General features: G+C 40.8%; 12 protein-coding genes. 5 read left to right on the top strand and 7 right to left on the bottom strand.

The genetic code is table 11. The features are described 5' to 3' along the window. Positions 1-166: 166 nt before the first annotated feature. From C9J47_RS23540 to pepN, 3 genes are all read right to left on the bottom strand, one after another. Positions 167-4,996, bottom strand: a complete 4,830-nt coding sequence (locus C9J47_RS23540; protein ID WP_107255680.1) for an NAD-glutamate dehydrogenase — start codon at positions 4,994-4,996, stop codon at positions 167-169. 384 nt (positions 4,997-5,380) lie between these two features. Further along, positions 5,381-5,599, bottom strand: a complete 219-nt coding sequence (locus C9J47_RS23535) for a DUF2835 domain-containing protein (protein WP_107255679.1) — start codon at positions 5,597-5,599, stop codon at positions 5,381-5,383. 217 nt (positions 5,600-5,816) lie between these two features. Further along, positions 5,817-8,444 carry an aminopeptidase N gene (gene pepN / locus C9J47_RS23530; protein ID WP_107255678.1) on the bottom strand — a complete coding sequence of 876 codons (2,628 nt, stop codon included), beginning with the start codon at positions 8,442-8,444 and terminating at the stop codon, positions 5,817-5,819. Between the two features lie 333 nt (positions 8,445-8,777). Between pepN and pncB the strand changes: the two genes are divergently transcribed. Further along, positions 8,778-9,995, top strand: coding sequence for a nicotinate phosphoribosyltransferase (gene pncB / locus C9J47_RS23525; protein ID WP_107255677.1), 1,218 nt, complete (start codon positions 8,778-8,780; stop codon positions 9,993-9,995). A gap of 83 nt (positions 9,996-10,078) precedes the next feature. On the opposite strand, the gene C9J47_RS23520 is transcribed toward pncB, so the two are convergent. From C9J47_RS23520 to C9J47_RS23505, 4 genes are all read right to left on the bottom strand, one after another. Further along, positions 10,079-10,741 (bottom strand): lipocalin-like domain-containing protein, encoded by a 663-nt coding sequence (locus C9J47_RS23520; RefSeq protein ID WP_107255676.1) that lies wholly within the window; start codon positions 10,739-10,741, stop codon positions 10,079-10,081. A gap of 303 nt (positions 10,742-11,044) precedes the next feature. Beyond that, entirely contained in the window at positions 11,045-13,045 is a 2,001-nt protein-coding gene (gene prc, locus C9J47_RS23515) for a carboxy terminal-processing peptidase (protein ID WP_107255675.1), read from the bottom strand. Between the two features lie 17 nt (positions 13,046-13,062). Further along, positions 13,063-13,707 carry an RNA chaperone ProQ gene (gene proQ, locus C9J47_RS23510; protein ID WP_107255674.1) on the bottom strand — a complete coding sequence of 215 codons (645 nt, stop codon included), beginning with the start codon at positions 13,705-13,707 and terminating at the stop codon, positions 13,063-13,065. Positions 13,708-13,816: 109 nt separating this feature from the next. Then, positions 13,817-14,275, bottom strand: coding sequence for a GAF domain-containing protein (locus tag C9J47_RS23505; RefSeq protein ID WP_107255720.1), 459 nt, complete (start codon positions 14,273-14,275; stop codon positions 13,817-13,819). Positions 14,276-14,337: 62 nt separating this feature from the next. Here C9J47_RS23505 and C9J47_RS23500 point away from each other — a divergent pair, with 62 nt between their 5' ends. From C9J47_RS23500 to rsmF, 4 genes are all read left to right on the top strand, one after another. Next, complete coding sequence (locus tag C9J47_RS23500) at positions 14,338-16,290, top strand: ABC transporter ATP-binding protein (RefSeq protein WP_245903593.1); 1,953 nt, start codon at positions 14,338-14,340, stop codon at positions 16,288-16,290. Between the two features lie 93 nt (positions 16,291-16,383). Next, entirely contained in the window at positions 16,384-17,649 is a 1,266-nt protein-coding gene (locus tag C9J47_RS23495; RefSeq protein WP_107255672.1) for a paraquat-inducible protein A, read from the top strand. Continuing rightward, entirely contained in the window at positions 17,642-20,269 is a 2,628-nt protein-coding gene (locus C9J47_RS23490) for a PqiB family protein (protein WP_107255671.1), read from the top strand. The genes C9J47_RS23495 and C9J47_RS23490 overlap by 8 nt, the downstream gene beginning before the upstream one ends. A gap of 174 nt (positions 20,270-20,443) precedes the next feature. Beyond that, positions 20,444-21,874: a 16S rRNA (cytosine(1407)-C(5))-methyltransferase RsmF gene (rsmF, locus tag C9J47_RS23485; RefSeq protein ID WP_107255670.1), complete on the top strand. Its 1,431-nt coding sequence runs from the start codon at positions 20,444-20,446 to the stop codon at positions 21,872-21,874. The last annotated feature ends 232 nt before the right edge of the window (positions 21,875-22,106 follow it).

Here is a 22,106-nt window from a genome sequence, read left to right as displayed (position 1 = left end):
TTTATCAAAAACAACGCAAACGATTCCGTTTAACTAGCAATATGTAACGGTCGTGTTGGTCAGTCGTTATCTAAACAATAAAAAAAGCCATTACATCTGTTATGTAATGGCTTTTTAGTAGGAACCAAATTTATATCATAGACTTATGATAGTTATCTCTGGCGCCTCACATATTGGGACGGCAGTTCAGGTTCAGTAACATTAATTCACGTAAGGCTACAGAAAATTTCGCGAATTCATGGGCTGTACCCACTTTAAATTCAGCGAGTACACTGTTCCAACGATGAATAGCAGTCTCGTGCATCCCTATCCATGTTTCTATACTTTGCTCTGCAGACTCATCATTTTGGTTACTGCTGATAACGGCAGATGTTAACTGGCGTTGCTGCCAATCCAGATCTTCTCTAAACGAAGCACGAGCCAACGCTTGCCAATGGTTTTCTACTGGCTGATTGTGTACTTGCTGTAAGAACCAATGCAAAGACAATTTAGAGCCAACAACAAAGTAAACACGCGAGATATGATCAATATCTTTATCCAGTTCTTTTGCTATCTGAGCAATATCCATCGCAGAATACAAACTAGTTAGTCGTGCAATATTGTGTGCTAGCTCAGCAGGAACACCTTGCTCAATCATCACATTCGCTTGATCGTTATGCTCTTCAACCTCTCCTGTTACAAGGTAACTTTCAAGGTTTTCTTGTAACGTATTCAAAATAGGTTGATACAATGCAATCTGCTGCTCTATTGCTAACTTACGCTCGCGATTACGTAATATCCAGCGCGTGGCGCGGCGTAACATACGGCGACAGCGATAAAGCATTTCGTACTGCACTTCTGCTGCTACTTTATTGTCTAATTCACGAATTTGACTAAAGAATGTATCAAATCGGAAAACTTCACGCCCTACAGAATAAGCAGATGAAATTTCTACAACCGTTGCACCTGTCTCTTCTTGTAAACGTGTGACAAAATTGCAGCCCATTTCGTTAGACATTTGATTTGCGAGCGATGTTGCAATCAGTTCTTTTCTTAGCGGGTGTTGATCCATCTGTGCACGGTATTTCTCTTTAAGTTGCTTAGGAAAATACGCAGGTAGCAAGCGGGCATGGTATGGGTCATTTGCTATCTCATCACTGACTAGATCTTCTTTTAGCACCATTTTTCCGTAAGCGACTAGTACCGCAAGTTCAGGTCGAGTCAGACCCATGCCTGATTTTTCTCGCTCAGCCAATGTCTCATCATCAGGTAAATACTCAAGTGCACGATCTAGCTTACCGGCACGCTCTAAATAATGGATAAAGCGGATTTGCTCTTTCAGCAGTTGCACGTGTTGTTGTTGCGTTACAGAGATAGATTCACTCTGACAATACGCATCATCTAGTACGATCTCTCCTACTTCATCTTCCATGCTTTCAAGCACTTCATTACGTTGTTTATAAGTAAGATCGCCACCAGCGACAAGGCTATTTAGCAAGATTTTAATGTTTACTTCATTATCTGAACAATCTACGCCACCCACATTATCAACGAAATCGGTGTTAACTAAGCCACCCGTTTTAGCGAATTCAACACGGCCAAGCTGGGTCATACCCAGATTACCACCTTCACCAATTACTTTTGCACGTAACTCACCGCCATTAATGCGTAAACCATCGTTCGCACGATCACCAACGTCAGTATGTGTTTCCGTCGTCGCTTTAACGTAAGTACCGATCCCGCCGTTCCACAGAAGATCTACTTCCATGCGCAAGATAAGGCCAATCAACTCATTAGGCGGTACGCTTTGCTTACGTGTACCTAAGAGTTTTTGGATCTGCGGAGTCAGTTTGATCGACTTGCTACGACGGGAGAAGATCGCACCACCTTCAGAGATCAAACTTTTATCGTAATCTTCCCAGCTTGAACGCGGAAGATTAAATAGACGATCACGCTCTTTCCACGTTTTCGCAGCATCCGGATTTGGATCCAAGAAGATATGCATGTGGTTAAATGCAGCAACTAAACGCGTGTGTTTTGATAACAACATACCATTACCAAATACGTCACCCGCCATATCACCGATACCTACACACGTGAAATCGGTAGATTGACAATCTATACCTAGCTCACGGAAATGACGCTTAACCGATTCCCAGCCACCTTTTGCCGTAATACCCATTTGCTTATGATCGTAACCGTTAGAACCACCTGATGCGAATGCATCACCTAGCCAGAAGTTATAATCATCTGATACTGAGTTAGCTAAATCAGAGAAGGTTGCGGTACCTTTATCAGCTGCAACGACCAAATACGGGTCATCTTCATCGTGACGAACAACATTCACTGGCGGCATTAGTTCGCCATCAATAATATTATCTGTCACATCCAGTAAGGCACGAATGAAACGCTTGTAACAACGCTGTCCTTCATTCCAAATTTCTTCACGGGTTGTCATCTGTGGTTGACGTTTACAGATGAAACCGCCCTTAGCGCCTACAGGTACAATAACGGTATTTTTAACTTGTTGTGCTTTTACTAAGCCAAGAATTTCAGTACGGAAATCTTCTTGGCGATCTGACCAACGCAAACCACCACGAGCTACTTTACCGCCACGTAGGTGAACACCTTCTATATCAGGTGCGTAGACAAAGATTTCAAAGAAAGGAACCGGAGCTGGAATCTCTGGAATTTCTGAAGGACGAAGCTTCAAAGATAGCCAAGGCTTTACATTGCCCTTTTCATCTGTTTGATAATAGTTAGTACGTTGCGTTGCAAGGATCATATCCATGAAGCGACGAATGATCCTATCATCATCAAGGCTTTCTACACGATCCAACTTATCATGCAGCTTCTTAATCAGATCTTGCTCAGCTTTTGGTGAGTACTTTTTCCTTGGTTCAAAACGCAGTGTAAACAGCTTCACTAAATCACGAGCAAGATCGCTATGACTCGATAATGTTTCTTCAATGTAGTGTTGGCTGAATGGGAAACCCACTTGACGCATGTAGCGAGCATAACTACGAATCACGGTAATTTCGCGACCCGTTAACCCTGCGCAAAGTACTAAACGGTTAAAACCATCACTTTCTAAGTTACCGTGCCAAATCGAAGAGAATGCATCTTGAAAACGATCTCGCGCTTCACTTAAATCAATTCCTGTACATGCGTTATGCAACATAGAGAAATCAAGAATCCAATACACTGTGCCATTTGCTTTAACAACTTGGTAAGGTGATTCACCAATTACACGTAAGCCAAGGTTTTCAAGCATTGGCATAACATCAGACAAGTGAATGGGCTCGTCACGGTGGAAAAGCTTCAACTTAACAAAGTGTGAATCGTTCGCTTCTTCTTGAGGGCGATAGAACAACATACCTAACTTGTTGTCTTCACTTAGGCTTTCTAGCTGTTCAATATCAGCCACGGCAGAACCCGGCAGCATTTCTTCTTTATATGAACGTGGGAAAGCACGTGCATAGCTTTTACCAAGCGGAATACCTTTACTTTCACCAAAATTAGCAATTAACGAGTTGCCTAAACGATCTTCCCAAGAAGCCGCAGCCTCAACGAGGTTGTGTTCAATGGCTTTCGCATCAATATTGAAATTATTATTTTTAACTCTCACGATGTAATGGGTTCTCGCTAATGAACTTTCAGAGAAGAAAGTAGTAAATTCAACAGTCTGCTCAGAGCCAAAATAGTCTTTAAGAATTTCCTGTGTTTTACTGCGAAGTTCGGTGTTATAGCGCTCTTTTGTTACGTAAACCATACACGAGAAGAAACGACCGAATGGGTCACGTCGTACGAATAATCGTAGCAAATCACGATCTTGCATTTGAACAACGCCACAACCCACATCTAACATTTCTTTTTCATTTGCTTGAATGAGTTCATCGCGAGGATAGGTTTCGAGTAAATTATTTAACGCCTTCCACGAATGTGAACCTTCGGTATAGCCGCTCGCCTCAAGAATACGTGAAACGCGATCTCGAATCAGTGGAATATTCAGTGCACTCTGATGGTAAGCCGTTGACGCGTAAAGCCCCACAAAGCGATGTTCACCAATAACATTGCCTTTCTCATCAAAGCGTTTAATACCAATATAATCAACATAAGCAGGACGGTGGATTTTGGATTTACCGTTGCTTTTCGTTAGAATCAAAATATCGTGCTTGCGTGCTTCGATACGGGCTGATTCTGGTAAATCAGACAATAGTAAACAATGTTCTTTATCTGTCTTATTTAATAGCCCTAAACCACTTTCATCACTTGGACAAAGCTTGTAATCCCCTTCTATAGGGTTTAAATCATATTGGTGATAACCCATAAACATGAAGTTATGGCGTGTTAACCAATTAATGAATTCGACAGCTTCTTCGCGATGCACATTGTTTACTGGCAAATCTGCAGTTTTAAGATCCTGAGCAATGTCTTGCATCTTATCTTGCATCGCCTGCCAATCGTTCACAACCAGGTCAATATCGCTTAGCACGTGTTCTAATTCTTTTTTGAGTGCTTGCATTTCTTCTTTGCTGGTTAGGCGATCCACCTCAATGTGGAAAAGTGTTTGGTAATCACCCTCCTTTCCACATGCTTCTACAATATTACCGTCTTCATCACGCTTGAAGAAATACGGACCATTGAGCATAAGGTGGCTAGTAATATCTAGACGGTTCAATGTCATTCGCACTGAATCAACAAGGAACGGACAATCAGGCGTTACAATTTCAACCACAGTATGTGTTGACTGCCATCCATATCGACTAAGTGTTGGGTTGTATACTCGAACAGAGCTTTGTTCAGGTTTGTTTTGCATCAAATGGTGCCATAAGCTAAGTACAGCACCATATAAATCAGATTCATTCCGTTGAAGCAGATCATCATCAGCCAGTTGCCCTAACAATCGTTGAGCAAAAACATCCACTAATGACTGCTGAGGGGCTTCAATCTTATTCTGGATTAAGCCATATACCTTCTCAAGCAGTACCGGCACTATCGGATCGGGTGCGGTCATAGCAATTGCTCCATCATTATTATGTTTATAGTTCAGTATAGGGGGTTTGAACGCTTTAGCGTGATAGCTATTGTAGGGGGTTTTGTTGCGCAATGGTTACGTTAATTACACTATAAAGAGAAGAAAAAATCGAATATGTGACTAAGGTTAAGATTTTGACTGGCGGTTCTATCTAGCTGAATGCATATAAGCAATAAGCCACTTCTTTTACCTTAGTCATTGGTCTAACCAATTATTTCATATGTCAATTTTTCTAATGGCGAGAATAAATTTTATGAGGGAAACCGCTACACAATATAAATAAATAGACAATCAAAATAGGTGAATACTTATTAAGATGTTAATAACTTGATGTTATGAAACTGGCAATGAATAATGCTAAATTTAGATCTGTTCTATCTTTTCAAATTTATTTTGTGCATTCACTACAATTCTAAAACGCCCTCTTACACCTAATTGGCTCAAAAATGGACGAAAACGCGAGGCTGGCAGTTGAAGTTTAAGTCCGCTATCTGTTACGACCAGTACCGTGCTAGCTGCACCAGAATAATGGTTAAGATAATACTGGTAGCTAATGTTCATCGAAAATGTATACGTCGTCATGGCACCATACAAAAATAAAAAAAAGAAACACAAAGGATCATACCTATCTTGATAAGTAGATGATCATAAAATAAGAGCCTCTTCGTTAGAGGCCCTTATTAGGTTGTTATTATGTGAACCTTGCTATTATACAAGCACGATTAAGACACATGTTTATATAAAAATGCACTCACATAAAAAGCAGATCCCATTGATCTGTAGCTGCCGAATCAGATACTTATTGATCCAGCGCCTTCTGCACTTTTTCGAATAGATCGTTAGCGAGGTTTTCAAGCTTCGCCAATTTTTCTAATTCTGCTCGCATCAATGCCTGACGCTGTTCATCATATACACGGTACTTCAAGAATGGTTCAATCAAGCGTGAAGCAACCTGTGGGTTACTTGCGTTCAGTGCCGTTAGAATCTCGGTCAAGAACGCATAACCTGAACCGTCCTTTGCATGGAAGCGAACTGGGTTATTAGCACAAAAGCTTGCAACCAAATTACGAGTTCGATTCGGGTTTTTCAAATCAAATGCTGGATGAGACATTGTTTGACGCACATTCGGCAGTGAATCTGCCGCAGGGTTTGCACCTTGCAACATGAACCACTTATCCATTACCAAGCCATCATGTGTCCATTTATCACTGAAGTCTGTCATTTGCTCTGCACGGCATGGTAATTCTGCATTATTTGCAGCAGCCATTGATGCCATTGTATCTGTCATATTATCTGAAGACACATATTGCTCAGCAACTAACTTATTACCTTCATCAGTATGAGCAAGATAAGAAAGACAACGGTTACGCAGTGCGCGTTTAGCCATTGCTTCATGAGCTAAATTATACTCGCCTTGCGAAAGAGAGCGATAAATAGCGGTTAGCTCATCTTCCAATGCATTAGCTAAGATCGCAGTGATCTTACCGACAACCGCATTGATCGCATCAACATCAACGATCTTATACCAGCCTGCAATTTCATTTTCACTTGGTAACGCCAGCATTTCAGCAATGAATGCAGGATCCAGATTTTCATCCAATAACGCACCACGGAACGCATCAATCACCGATTCAGGAAATTCAACTTCTTTACCCTGCTGCACATTGGCAATATTTGTACGAATGTACTTAGCAAGTAGCATTTGACCTGCATCCCAACGTGCAAACTCATTTTGCGCATGCACCATCAAGAACACTAATTCTTCATCAGAATAGTTGTATTCCAATACAACAGGCGCAGAAAATTCACGGAGTAATGATATAATGGGTTTTTCATTTACATTATCGAATTCAAAGACTTGTTTAACTTCAATAACGTTAAGTACGTGATGAATTGGCTCACCATTGCACTCTAACGCAATAACATTACCTACACTGTCATATAATTCGATATCCATTGGAATATGAAGCGGTAATTTATCGTCTTGACCAGCTGTTGGGGCTGTATTTTGCTCAATAGTGACAAGGTAACGTTTTTGTTCTTCATCATAATCGGTTGTAACTGTCACTACCGGTGTACCCGATTGGCTATACCAACGACGGAACAGAGTAAGATCAACACCCGATGCATCTTCCATTGCTTGTGCAAAATCATCACACGTTGCCGCTGTACCATCATGACGTTCAAAGTACAGTTTGATACCTGCTTGGAATTTCTCTTCACCCAATAAAGTATGCATCATACGAATGACTTCACTGCCCTTCTCATACACTGTTAACGTATAGAAGTTATTCATCTCAATCACTTTTTCAGGGCGAATTGGATGAGACATAGGACCACGATCTTCAGCAAATTGAGGACCACGCATAATACGAACATTTTGAATGCGATTAACAGCACGAGAACCAAGATCAGAAGAGAATTCTTGATCGCGGAAAACCGTTAGTCCTTCTTTTAAACTTAACTGGAACCAGTCACGACAAGTAACACGATTACCCGTCCAGTTGTGGAAATACTCATGACCGATTACCGCTTCAATACCTTGATAGTCAGTATCAGTTGCTGTTTTTGAATTGGCTAAAACAAACTTAGAGTTAAAGACGTTTAAGCCTTTGTTCTCCATTGCGCCCATGTTGAAGAAATCAACAGCAACAATCATGTAGATATCAAGATCATATTCTAAGCCGAAACGTTCTTCGTCCCACTTCATTGAATTGATAAGTGAAGCCATCGCGTAATCTGCACGATCAAGATTACCTTTATCAACGAATATTTCTAACTCAACATCACGACCGCTCATGGTTGTGAATTTATCACGCAGTACATCGAAGTCACCGGCAACTAGTGCAAACAAGTAAGAAGGTTTTGGAAATGGGTCTTGCCACTGTACCCAATGTCGGCCATTGTCTAAATCACCTTCAGCAACACGGTTACCGTTACTTAATAAATAAGGGAAGTTTGTTTTATCCGCAATCACTTTTGTGGTGAAACGAGCAAGTACATCAGGACGATCAAGATAATAAGTAATTCGACGGAAACCCTCAGCTTCACACTGAGTACAAAAACCACCACCTGACTTATACAAACCTTCAAGCAATGTATTGGCTTCTGGATTAACTAATGTTTCGATTGTCAGATCAAAACTTGCAGGCAAACTACGTAGCGTTAATGATGACTCTAATACATCATAATCAGACCATGCTGTGCCATTTACTTCTACGCGAACTAACTCTAACCCATCACCATTTAAGACTAACGCCGCATCGGTTTCGACTTGGCGAACAACCTTGCTGACTGCAACAATGTGGGTTGCTGTATCATACAGGTCAAATTCAAAATCAATATCGGTAATTGTATAGTCTGGCTTTATGTAATCTGCACGGTACTTTGCTTTAGGGCTTGCTGTTTGTGTCGATAATTCGCTCATTCTTTTTTATTCCTTTGTTATCCGCTAGAACAAGAAGTCCTCATTCTAAACGACTGACGCCTGTCATTATTATTCTGCCTTTATGGCACTCAAACAAGAATTAATGTCAACTATACCCGTAAACCCATGCTTTTGTCGCTTCAGTGCGTAATAATTCAGCTAAAAATAAAGACTTATACCCAAGCTACCTCAAAGGTATTGCTCAAATAATAACTGAACGCACCCTCAATTCTTTTTTATAAACTGATATTGCATTTATTTTTCATATTTCATATCAAATCAGGCACAAAATAATGTAAAATTTCCGGATTGCATTAAACAGCAGCATTAGATATGAATCACACAAAACTCATTGGGATTATTGACTCCCTACTTGATACCGATGCGTATAAGCTGCACATGCAGCAAGCGATTTATCATCAATATCCACACGTAGAAGCCGTTGCTGAATTTCATTGCCGAAGTAAAGAAGACCTCCGTCCCTACGCCAAGGCAATTCAAGCACAAATTCAACACATCTCAACATTGTCATTTGCACAAGAAGAGTTAGATTATCTTGCATCACTCTCTTTCTTCAAGAAAGACTACCTTACTTATTTAAAAGACTTTTCACTCAACAGTGAACAAGTAACTGTAGATGATTCAGGCGATCAACTTTCAATCAAGATTAAGGGCAAGTGGATTGATATCATTTTATGGGAAGTCCCATTACTTGCTATCATATGCGAAATTCGTTCATCCCTTTGTTACCCACACTCCACTGCAGATGACGCAATTACACAGCTTAAAACTAAAATCGAGCGTTTTTACCAAAATGCTAAAACGGTAGATAATGCAACACAAACAGCCACAGATTTAAGTCAATTTGATCTAATTGATTTTGGTAGCCGCCGACGTTTCTCGAAAGATGTGCACCACAAAGTTGTCGATTATTTAGCGGCAAACGTACCTGAGTTTAAAGGAACATCAAATTACCATTTGGCTCGAACACGAAATTTAACCCCCTTTGGTACACAAGCACACGAATGGTTTCAAGCTCACCAACAATTAACTGGTGAACTTGCCGATTCACAACAGCTAGCATTAAATCGATGGCTACAAGAGTACCCAGATTCGTTAGGTATTGCCCTAACCGATTGCATTAATACCGATGCATTCTTGCGTGACTTTAACCAAGAATTATCTGAACGTTTCGTAGGGTTACGCCACGATAGCGGTGATCCAATTGCTTGGGGTGAAAAAGCGATTAAGCATTATAAATCGTTAGGCATTGATTTAAAGACAAAATCTTTAATCTTTTCAGATAGCTTAACATTGGATAAAGCATTAAACATTTACAAACACTTTGCTTCACGTATTAACGTTAGCTTTGGTATTGGCACGCAGCTGACGTGTGATTTGCCGAGCGTTGAAACATTGAATGTTGTACTAAAGCTGACGCAATGTGAAGGCCGACCTGTGGCTAAGATCTCTGATGAACCAGGAAAGATTATGTGCCGTGATGAAAATTATTTATCGCAGCTTCGCCAAGCTTTCAAAATAGCTAACTAAAATCGACTTAGTTTCACTCGTTCAAATACATAAAAACTCGTCATAAGACGAGTTTTTTTATCAATATATTCTTATCTTGAACACTATTCTCGCTGCATAACCGCTTCCATACCGAATTGTGTATTAGATAGTGTCAATGTATCTGAACCTAATAAAAACTGGCTATCTTGCTGACCACCTTCGTAGATTAAAACAATATGGTCATCTTCCAAATAATAGATTCCACGGTGTTCTTTCTTTTTACCCTCATTATTCGATACTTCAGCCGAAAATAAGAAGTCAGGTCGTAATGAAATAGATAATTCAGAAATACCTTCAGCAACGTCTCGCCCCGAAATTTTCGATGAGCGCCATTCACCCGGTAAATTTTCAGGCGCTAGCTTTGTGAATCGAGCACCGTCTAAAATAAATTGATTATACGTGAGCATATAATTATGATTTTGTTCTAACTGCCCTTCAGAAGAAAATACAATATTCGTTTCATCAACATCGTATTTGCCCGTCCACTCATCAACCGAGCCATCGACACGTAATAACCGAATAACAAAATTGTAAGACGACTTGAATTTAATATTCATCGCCCGATAACTCTCCCCCTCACTTTCAATACCATCATCAGAAGTACTAAACCAGTACCAATCACCTAGTAATAAAGGGTAATCAAACTCAGTCAAATCATCGGCAACAGAGTGAACACTGAAGCTGCTAAAGAAAAGTATAAAAGCTACCATACACGATTTATACATGTCTCAACTCCCGAAAAAAAGACCTATATAAACCTTAGATGCCAATACTCTTTTCTGCTTAAAAATATGATTTATATCACAGTATAAACTCGGGGCTTCTCAGTTATAAGACAACGAGAATCGATAGCAAGAAGAGGAAAAAAGTGTTCATAATCAGCCAGATATTATACCAAATCCATTAATTATCTGATCAGTTCAGCGAGAGTTAATTAATGGAATCGGTATTAGTCAGTACCGTACTATCAGCACAAATAAAAACGGCACTGCTTTTAAGCAGTGCCGTTTTATAATTTACTAACGAAATTAACTTTGAGCGTTAACTAAATCCGCTGTTATATCAACAGCTTCATCAAGGTAAGCATCTGGTGACTCATAATCTTTTGGCACATCTTCCAGTGTAGCAAAAGGCTTTTTACCTAATACTTTCTGGCGCTTATTCAAACGTGCTAATCGTTTACTGTCTGTCTTATCCTGTTCCGCAATACGCGTTTTCTCATTCAAAGAAATGGTATTAATATCTTTATCCTTTTTGTATTCTTGAATGTCATCAAGAATAAAACCGAATTCCATATCTTTACTTATGCGTTGCTCATGCTTCGCTTTTAAAGAAGGTAATATTGGGGAATAGTTAGTTAACTTTTGATAGCTTGCAGGTTTAATGCTATCCCAAGGTAATGCGTTATCTTCGACACTTTCACCTGTATCAGCAGGATCAACCGCCGTTGGGAAAGCAATATCAGGTACAACACCTAAATTCTGAGTACTACCACCGTTGATACGGTAGAATTTCTGAATTGTATATTGGACATGGCCTAAAGGCTTATCAAACAAATCATAAATATGATTCAATGAACGGTGCTGCTGAACAGTACCCTTACCAAAAGATTGCTCGCCAAGTACAACAGCTCGGCCATAGTCTTGTGTTGCTGCGGCAAAAATTTCGGAAGCCGATGCACTGTATCGATTTTGTAGTACGGTTAACGGCCCATCAAAATAAACGCGATCATCAGAATCACCATTTACTTTTACACGACCATAACTATCACGTACTTGAACAACCGGACCACTGTTTATAAATAAACCGGTTAATGCTGTAGCCTCTGTAAGCGCACCACCACCGTTATTACGAAGATCGATAACCACACCATCGACTTGAGATTCGTTTAGTTTTGCGATCTCTTTTTTCGTGTCTTCAGCCAAACCAACATAGAAACTAGGTACTTCAATTACACCTATTTTCTTGCTGCCGACTGTCTTCACTTCCGATTTCACAGCTCTATCTTCTAAACGGATTTTATCTCGCACAATAGTTACATCGTAACTTTTGCTGTTCTTTCCTTCTGGAAGAATCTCAAGCTTAACCTTGCTACCTTTAGGGCCTTTAATCAGCTGAACAACATCATCCAGACGCCAGCCGATAACATCGACGACGCTCTTTCCATCTTGCGCAACACCTATAATTCGGTCGCCTGCAGCAAGTTTTTTAGATGATGAAGCCGGACCACCAGCAACAAGTGAACGAATAACAGTGTAATCATCAACAACTTGAAGCACAGCACCGATCCCTTCCAAAGATAGGTTCATCTCTGATTGGAATTGTTCTGCATTACGAGGAGATAAATAGCTGGTATGCGGATCAACTTCACGTGCAAATGCATTCATGTAAATTTGAAATACATCTTCACTATGAGTTTGTGTGAGACGTTTTAACGCATTGTTATAACGCTTGCTCAAGGTTTCTTTAATTTCTTTCCAATCTTTATCTGCAAGTTTCAGATTTAACGCATCGTATTTTACACGTTGACGCCAAATTTCATTTAATGCATTACGATCTGCAGCCCAATCCAATTCTGAACGATCGACAACAAAGTCATCATTAGTATCGAATTTAATTTCGTTATCTAGCAATGTTAACGCGTATTGATAGCGATCATAACGACGTTGAAGCACTTTATTGAAAATTTCAAAAGCCCCCGATGTATCACCGACTTTAAGTTGATCATCGAATTGGTTTTGCCATTTTTCAAGTAGCCTAACATCAGCCGCAGTAAGGAAGCTTTTGTTGAAGTCCAACATTTCGATATAACGATCGAACATGTCAGAAGAAAATTGATCATCAAGAGAGAATTGCTTGTAGTGCGAACGTGTAAACCGCGAAGCAACCCTTTTACTTGCCGTAGCATGCTGCTTTTCAGGCGCAAGTTGGGGCAAATCACTTAATGAATACTTAGCCTCTAGGGCTTGCGCTGAGGCTGCCAGCATCATGCCAGCAGCGATCAGGGAAAAACGGAATCGACAGTTCATGCGTCGAGCATTCTCCTTTACGAACGCAGGTGCTCCATTTTTACAACCATGGTCAAACCATTGGTTAAACGAACACGCACATCGTCCTTGTTAAATTCAACGATAGATGCCGGCATGTTACCAGAGCCCATATTCACTAAAACATCGTTGCCAACTTTTACTTCATCAGCTGTTAAAGCACGGGATGTATCTGCAGGCTTTTTATCTAGCTTAGACGTTTTTGGCTTAGTGTTCTTGGGTTTAGCTGATTTAGCGTGATTTTTATTTGTTTTCGCTTCGCCATCTTTGCTTGCAGCAGCTTTAGCAACTGCTTGCTCTTTACGACGAGCACGAACTTTAGCTTTGCTTTCTTCAAGGGCTTTTTGTGCGTGTTCTACGTGCTCTTGCTCTAGAACGCCACATTCATTGCCATCAAGGTCAACACGGTTTACACCGGCTTTTACTCCATGAAGATAACGCCAAGAAGATGTGTATTGACGTAGTGCAGTACGTAATTGTGTTTTACTTACTTTTTCATCTTCATTTAAGCGCTCAGCTAAATCTTGGAAGATACCAATTTTAAGTGGCTTAGCTTCACCTTCAATAGTAAAACATTTTGGGAAACGCTCAGCAATGTATGCAATAACTTCTTTACTGTTCGTTAACTTTTCAGAGTTTTCCATGGAGTTTCCTGACATAAAACGAGAGATCTCGCTGTGTGTACTGTGATCAAAAAGAAATAGTGTCGCTATTATAGTTACCTAACAATGAAAAACCACCGAAAGCATACAATTAGAGGCTTTTTTGTAGTTCTTTCACAAAATACACTAGTCCATCTTCATCATTTTGGTCAAATCTTGACAAACTTGGGCTATCAATATCCAAAACGCCAACCAATTTCCCTTTAACGGCTAGTGGTATTACGATTTCAGAATTACTGACGGCATCACAAGCAATGTGCCCAGGGAAGGCATGCACATCAGAAACCCGTTGTACCTTGTTTTCTGAGATGGCGGTACCACATACACCTCGCCCAACAGGAATACGCACACATGCGACTTTTCCTTGAAATGGACCAAGCACTAACTGATCGCCTTTGAGTAAATAAAAGCCTACCCAGTTAATATCTTCTAACTCCATATTCAGTAACGCACTAATATTAGAGATATTAGCAATCAAATCAGGCTCACCTTCTGTCAGTGCAATTGCCTGCTGAGTTAATCTTTTATAAAACGCGTTCTTATTTTCCATGGCTTACTCCTTATATAGCCGTTAATATAGCTCCCCCACCAATAATAGGAATCATTATCATTGTGAAAGATTCTGTAAACCAAACAATTAACTGGTCTTGGCTTCTAAAGCAAGCAAAACGTCACCGCCCAAGACTTGTCGCTGCAAATATTATTGCTCTCATAGCAACGTTGGTTAGCGTGCCAATCCCACTTCTAATGCCTTTAATGGTTGATGAAGTCTTGCTTGATAAACCCGCTGATGGGGTCAAATTCTTAAAACTCTTGTTGCCAGAATCATTCCATGAAGCAACTGGGTACATCTTAATGGTGTTGTTCCTAGTGGTATTGATGCGCGTAGCAGGACAAGCGCTTAATATACTGCAAAGTCGGCAGTTTACCCTCGTCGCAAAAGATATAACTTATAACATTCGTGGCCACCTCCTTGATAAACTGGGGCGCATCAGTATGCGTCAATATGAAGAACGAGGCAGTGGCGGTATAACTTCGCACCTTATTACCGACGTCGAAACCATCGACAAATTCGTGGGTGATACGTTGAGCCGCTTTTTAATCGGCTTGTTAACGGTCATTGGTACGGCCGTTATTCTACTGTGGCTAAATTGGCAACTTGGGTTACTCATCCTACTTGTTAACCCTATGGTGGTTTACGCTTCTCGGTTAATGGGCAATCGCGTAAAAAATCTGAAGAAGAAAGAAAACCAAGCATTTGAAAAATTCCAACAGCGCCTTGTTGAAACGCTTGAGGGTCTCTACCAGCTACGCGCATCTAACCGTGAGCGTGAATTTCTTGCCCAATTAAAATCGAACGCAAATGACATTCGCCATAATGCGGATAAATACGCATGGCAATCAGAAGCTGCGGGGCGTGTTTCTTTTCTACTCTTCTTATTAGGATTTGAGCTATTCCGCGCTGCTGCAATGTTGATGGTGCTGTTCAGTGATTTATCTATTGGCCAGATGTTTGCTGTATTTGGTTACCTATGGTTTATGTTAGGCCCCGTGCAAGAGCTATTAGGCATTCAGTTTGCTTGGTACAGTGCTTCAGCCGCGATGCAACGTTTAAACAGCGTATTAGTGTTAGAAGAAGAAGTTCGTCCAGCACCAAAAGTAAATCCTTTCGTTGATGGTGAAACATTACATATAGAAGTGGAAAATCTACATTTCGCCTACGATGAAGATAAAGAAGTGTTACGGGATCTGAATTTAGTTATCCCTGCAGGGAAGAGAGTGGCGCTAGTCGGCTCTTCAGGCGGCGGTAAATCAACCTTGATTCAATTGCTATTGGGCATTTATCAAAAAAATACTGGGGATATCTTAATCAATAATCACCCTATTGAAGATGTTGGTTACGACAATCTTCGAAACAAAATGGCGGTGGTATTACAGCACCCTGTATTGTTTAATGATACGTTAAGGCAGAATTTAACGTTAGGTGCTGATTATACTGATGAACAATTGTGGTTAGCATTAGATATAGCCCAATTAACCGATGTAACAGAGCGCCTAACTAATGGCTTAGACACTGAAATTGGCCGTCAAGGTATTCGCTTATCAGGTGGGCAGCGACAACGTCTTGCTATTGCACGTATGGTCTTGTCTGATCCTGAGTTTGTCATACTTGATGAAGCAACGTCAGCTTTAGATACAGCAACAGAAGCCGCGCTACATACTGCTTTGAATGAATTTTTAGTCGGCAAAACAACTCTTATTGTTGCGCACCGTTTATCTGCGGTTAAGCAAGCTGATTTAATATACGTGCTCGAAGATGGGCAAGTAAGCCAGACAGGTACACATAAAGAACTTGTTAATGAGAAAGGCTTATACCAAACTTTATATGGTTCTGTGCAATCACCTGATGAAAAACATCAATCAGTGCTGGTTTCAGACGTGATCAGTAACAACACCAATGAAAATGGTCAAGAAACGCACAATACACAAGTTATTGATCATAAAAAGCTTGATGGTAATACCAGTGAAGATAACTTGGCAGTAGCCAGAATGAACTCAAAATAATATAGTGTTCGTTTTCAATTGAATAATGGCCTTTAAATAAGGCCATTATCATATACCCGACCCATTTGGTTTGATATTAAGGATGACATCAACATGTCGATGGCTCGACGTTGCCCAGGCTGCGACTTATCTATAATGCCCCATGCAGCACCTCGTGGTAAAAGCGCATATTGCCCACGTTGTAGCACACGTCTTTACCGTGGTGGTAAATGTCGATTCAGTGGCGAACTCGCCATCGCTTTAGCTTGTCTCATCCTTTTTGTTCCAACCCATATTTTTCCGTTAATCACGATACGTTTATTTGGAGTCATGATTCCAGCGACACTCCCGTCTGGTACATTTAGCCTTGCATCAGAATTTCCTGCCGTTGCGCTTCTTATTTTATTTTGTAGCTCTATTGCCCCTTTATTAGTTAGCCTGTCTGTACTAGGTGCTCAGCTAGCGTTAAAGGTGAAAAATTTTAGTTTATTAAAATCATCTTTATGGGTAATCACCCACTTAAAGCATTGGGCAATGTACGATGTATTCTTAGTTAGCTTGGCAATCGCATGTTTCAAAGTACAAGATTATGCCGATATCTACGTAGGACCCGGCCTATATTGTTTGGTTATCTTGCAGGTGTTGATGTCTTTACTTATTACTCGTGTTAGCCCAAACCGTTATTGGGAATCATGGCAACCAGAAAAAGATCACCCTACGTTTAAGACAATTCGACCTTTAGCTGGCGAACAGGCTAAAAGTGATAATGAATCTACGAACCCAATAAATAATCAATTACAAACACTGGAAGAGATTCATTGTGAAACATGCCATATGACACAGGCTTATTCTTCACACTGCATTCGCTGTGATTCGCTCTTACATCACCGTAAACCACGTTCAATTCAACGAACATGGGCCTTTTTAATTGCGGCAACAGTCTTTATTTTCCCTGCAAACTTATACCCTATTTCGATATTTTTGAATAACGGGAAAAGAGCAGAAGATACGATCTTTTCAGGTGTCGCTTATTTAGTAAAAACAGACATGACGGGTATAGCAATCATTATCTTTATTGCCAGTATTGTTGTACCCGTCGCTAAGATCTTAGGTATGGCTTACATCCTGCTTTGTATCCAATTTAAACGCTGTATATATCACAAACAACGCATGCTTGCTTTTCGTGTTATTCAATGGGTAGGCAAATGGTCGGTAATGGATTTATTTGTTATCTCCCTCATGGTAACGCTGATCGACCGTGGACAAATTTTGGATTTCACTCCAGGGCCAGGCGCTATTGCGTTTGGAGTGGTAGTGGTTTTAACAATGTTAGCAGTAGAAAACTTAGATTCTCGTCTGATATGGGACAACTATGAATAACGGACAAAATGATCAACAACCCGAAGCAGTAGATATACGTCGTGACCGTGGATTATCCCCTTTATGGCTACTGCCCCTACTTGCACTTGTGCTCGCGGGATGGCTCGTATTTAAAGCGGTGAATGAATCTGGTGAACGTATTCAAATCCATTTTAATGATGCTGCTGGCTTGATTGCAGGTAGAACAACTATTCGTTATCAAGGCCTTGAAGTCGGTATTGTTCGTGACGTGAACTTATCAGAAGATCTTCAAAGTATTTATGTCGATGCGGATATTTACCCTAAAGCCGTACAAACATTAAAAGCAAACACGCGTTTTTGGTTAGTAAAGCCTAAAGCATCAATCACTGGTATATCGGGGTTAGATGCCTTGGTGTCTGGTAATTACATTGCCTTGCAACCAGGGGAAGGCAAAACCACCAATAAATTTACCGCGCTGGATACCCAACCTGCTGATACACCTTTGGGAGAAGGGTTAACGTTGCAATTGCGCTCACCCGATCTTGGCTCTGTCAGTATTGGCTCGCAAGTCTTTTATAAAAAGATCCCTGTCGGTGAAGTGTATAACTACACGCTAAGTGAGAACCGAAAGCAGGTATTAATTGATGTTACTATCAAACCACAATATTCAGAGCTGATAACCAATAAGAGTCGATTCTGGAATGTCAGTGGCATGAGTGCCAACATTGGTTTTAATGGTGTTGATGTTCAATTTGAGAGCCTATCAGCCATGATTGGTGGTGCCATTGCCTTTGATTCTCCCGATGAAGGCGTTGCTATCGATCCCAATCATCTATTTCGCTTATATCCAGATTTGAATACTGCAGGTCGTGGTATTGCCATAAAAGTTGAATTACCTGACGGTAATAACATCAGTACAAGTGGCGCGCCTATTATCTATCGTGGGTTAGAGATCGGCAAAATTTCAAGCCTTCGCCTTGATAAAGAGACCAATAAAATTATTGCTAACGCAGCAATCGAGCCAAGCATGAGTGACTTGCTAAATACGGGCTCTCGCTTGCTATTAGAAGAAGCTGAATTGTCTTTAAATGGGGTTAAGAATATTGGTAACCTTATTCGCGGTAACTTCTTAACCTTAATACCAGGTGAAGGCGAAAAGGCGCGAATGTTCAAAGCTATAACACAAGACCAGCTACAGGAACAGCAACCGGGTACTGTTAGCTTCGCGTTGTATGCCAATAACAGCTACGGTATAGAGCGAGGCTCTAAGCTTCGTCACCGCGGTTTAGATGTAGGCCGAGTGAAGAAAGTCTCTTTTGAAGGCAATAGAGTGCGCTTCGATGTTATTGTTCGTCCTCAATACACATCCCTTGTACGTTCTAACAGTCGATTCTTTATAGACGGTGGTATTCAAGCAAGCATCAGTGCGAAAGGCATCGACGTATCAATGCCACCTGCCGATCAACTGATCAGTAATGGTATTAGCTTTACCTCATCAGGGTCTAAGAATATTCAAAAGAGTTACCCTCTTTACGAAAATAAGCGTCTGTCTAACCTTGCCGCTGATAACCAACGCGGATTCGCTAAATACTCGCTCTTTGCCGATGAATTACCGCCCGTTTCAGAGGGTAGCCCTATTCTTTATCGTAACCTACAAGTTGGTGAAGTGACTGGCTACGCCCTTGTACGTGACGGTGTAACTGTGTCATTTAAGGTTGAGAATAAATATCGTCATTTAATCAGCCCTAGTACGGTTTTTTGGAATCGTTCTGGTGTTGAAATCGAAGCTGGATTAGATGGGGTTAAAGTTAAAGCCGACCCTATTAGTACGCTCATTAAAGGGGGGATCGCATTTGATGATATCGTCGGAGTCACAAATAAGGCAGGGTCGAAATTCAAATTATATCCAAGCTTAAGTGACGCTCAAAATTTTGGCTTATTAGTCACCCTAACAGCGCCAGATGCACGCTCTGTATCGAAAAATGCAGACATCCGTTATCAAGGTATTAATGTGGGCAAGGTTGTTAGTATCGAACCTAATTTTGAGCTGGCTAATGTACAGATAAAGGCGCGATTATTCCCTAAATACGCCAAGATTTTGGCAAAATCAAACAGCTATTTCTGGACAGTCACCCCCAAATTAAGCCTGTCAGGTGCAAAAAACTTAGATTCATTATTAAACAGCTATATTGCTGTGCAACCAGGTGATGGCTCTTATTCCCAAACGTTTAACTTGGGTACAGCAAAGCTGATTTCATCAGGTTTAACATTGATTCTAGAAAGTGAAGACCGAGGTTCTGTGAGTGAAGGCACCCCACTTCTTTACCGTGATATTCAAGTTGGCCAAGTAATCAAAGTATCTCTAGGTGATTTATCTGACCGCGTATTGATTAAAATCCAAATTGAAAAGGAATACAGCCACCTTATTCGTACCGATACCGTGTTCTGGAATACCTCAGGCGTTGATTTCACCATCGGCTTAACGGGAGCCAAAATACAAACAGGTACCGTTGATAGTTTACTGCGTGGTGGTATTTCTTTTGCCACACCAGAAGAACAACCTTTATCACCGCTTGCTAAACAAGAAGATCATTTCTTGCTACATAGAGAAGCTGACGACAGATGGAAAACATGGCGTACCGCCATTCCTCGTGACTAGTAGCACCTAGCTGTTATAACGATGTGATTTTTGATTTAAGGAGCGCTTTTGCGCTCCTATCTTTTTAATCCTACCTACTTGATTAAAAACCTGTTCAATCAAGCTTGAGCGTTCGATTATTCCTACTATTTGGTATAGAATCTCGCCCCATTGCTAGTTAATCGAGATAGTCTCTTGAATCCTAAAACCTATATCCCAGACACATTTATTGAAATGATCCGTGAAATCATACCAGAGCACCTAAGCATGGATGAATTTATCGCATCATGTAGAACACCTTTACGCCGTAGTATTCGCGTGAATACATTAAAAATTAGCGTTGAAGATTTTCTTGTTCGTGTGTCTGATAAAGATTGGACGTTAACACCAGTACCATGGTGTGACACAGGGTTTTGGATTGAACGAGAAGATGAAAAATCGGTATCGTTAGGTAATACAGCAGAGCACATGGCTGGCTTGTTCTATATTCAAGAAGCAAGCTCTATGATGCCTGTAACTGCATTATTAAAAGATAACGATGCGTTAGATTGTGTACTTGATATGGCATCAGCTCCCGGTTCAAAAACGACGCAAATTGCTTGTGCAATGCAAAACCGTGGCGCATTAGTGGCAAATGAATTAGCAGCAAGCCGTATTAAAGTGCTTCATGCGAACCTACAACGTTGTGGCGTTTACAATGCAGCACTCACCCACTTTGACGGCTGTGTGTTTGGTGGTTGGGCCCCAGAATCATTTGATACTATTTTGCTTGATGCGCCTTGTTCAGGTGAAGGCGCTATTCGTAAAGACAGCGATGCAATGGCGAACTGGAGCCTAAGTTCCATTGAAGACATCGCAGCCATTCAACGAAACCTTATTATTAGTGCCTTTCAGGCGCTGAAAACAGGCGGCATGATGGTGTATTCAACGTGTACACTTAACCTTAGCGAAAATCAGCACGTCTGCCATTTTCTGAAAGAAACATTTGGTGATGCCGTTGAATTTGAGCCATTAGGCGACCTATTTGAAGGTGCTGAAAAGTCCTTAACAAAGGAAGGCTTTTTACACGTTTATCCTCAAGTCTTCGACAGTGAAGGCTTCTTTGTTGCCCGTATTCGTAAACATGCAGCTGTTGAAACACCTAAAGTTAAAAAGCGTATGGGTAAATTCCCATTCACTATTGTTACAGATGCCGATAAAGCCACAATTGCAGAACAGCTTCAAGCTACACTGAGTATTACTCTACCGGCAGAAAGTGATGTCTGGATACGAGAGAAAGAAGTATGGCTATTCCCTGTGAACCTGCGTCCACTTATTGGTGAAATACGATTCCAACGCATGGGTGTTAAATTAGCAGAGCAGCACAAAAAAGGTTACCGCTGGCAACATGAAGCAGTTATGACTCTTGCAACTGGAAAAGAAGACGTTGCGATCGATTTAACTCCAGAGCAAGCTAAAGAATGGTTCATGGGAAGAGATATTCGCCCAGAAAACCTTTTAGGTAAAGGTGAGGTCATTGTGACTTACCGCGATTACCCTATCGGTATAGGCAAATGGGTAGGCAACCGAATTAAAAATGGTCTTCCACGTGAATTGGTCCGTGATACCAACTTATTCGATATTTAATGCCATCTAGATAAGCCTCTGGCCATCAACCAATCTAGAAGGCAACAAACGGGAAGTAATGTGCAGCTAATCTACATTCTCATTAGTTAAACTGGCAAATTATAATGTGTGAGCTAACATTGATAGTGTAATCGATAACCATATATTAACCAGTTAGCGCAAGGCTCTCACGAGCCATTCCCCTAAGCCCGAGACAGGAGTCGTTTCGGGCTATTTTTTGTCTGTTTTTCAC

The organism is Photobacterium indicum, assembly GCF_003026215.1.
Classification (GTDB): Bacteria; Pseudomonadota; Gammaproteobacteria; order Enterobacterales; family Vibrionaceae; genus Photobacterium; species Photobacterium indicum.
Note: the sequence above shows the minus strand (reverse complement) of the source record. Positions and strands in the feature narration are given on the sequence as shown.

Excerpts from the sequence above, each read along its gene's own strand:
- C9J47_RS23535 (WP_107255679.1), bottom strand. The coding sequence starts at position 5,599 with ATGACGACGTATACATTTTCGATGAACATTAGCTACCAGTATTATCTT.
- C9J47_RS23495 (WP_107255672.1), top strand. The coding sequence starts at position 16,384 with ATGTCGATGGCTCGACGTTGCCCAGGCTGCGACTTATCTATAATGCCC.
- pepN (WP_107255678.1), bottom strand. The coding sequence starts at position 8,444 with ATGAGCGAATTATCGACACAAACAGCAAGCCCTAAAGCAAAGTACCGT.
- C9J47_RS23505 (WP_107255720.1), bottom strand. The coding sequence starts at position 14,275 with ATGGAAAATAAGAACGCGTTTTATAAAAGATTAACTCAGCAGGCAATT.
- pncB (WP_107255677.1), top strand. The coding sequence starts at position 8,778 with ATGAATCACACAAAACTCATTGGGATTATTGACTCCCTACTTGATACC.
- proQ (WP_107255674.1), bottom strand. The coding sequence starts at position 13,707 with ATGGAAAACTCTGAAAAGTTAACGAACAGTAAAGAAGTTATTGCATAC.
- C9J47_RS23540 (WP_107255680.1), bottom strand. The coding sequence starts at position 4,996 with ATGACCGCACCCGATCCGATAGTGCCGGTACTGCTTGAGAAGGTATAT.
- C9J47_RS23520 (WP_107255676.1), bottom strand. The coding sequence starts at position 10,741 with ATGTATAAATCGTGTATGGTAGCTTTTATACTTTTCTTTAGCAGCTTC.
- prc (WP_107255675.1), bottom strand. The coding sequence starts at position 13,045 with ATGAACTGTCGATTCCGTTTTTCCCTGATCGCTGCTGGCATGATGCTG.
- C9J47_RS23490 (WP_107255671.1), top strand. The coding sequence starts at position 17,642 with ATGAATAACGGACAAAATGATCAACAACCCGAAGCAGTAGATATACGT.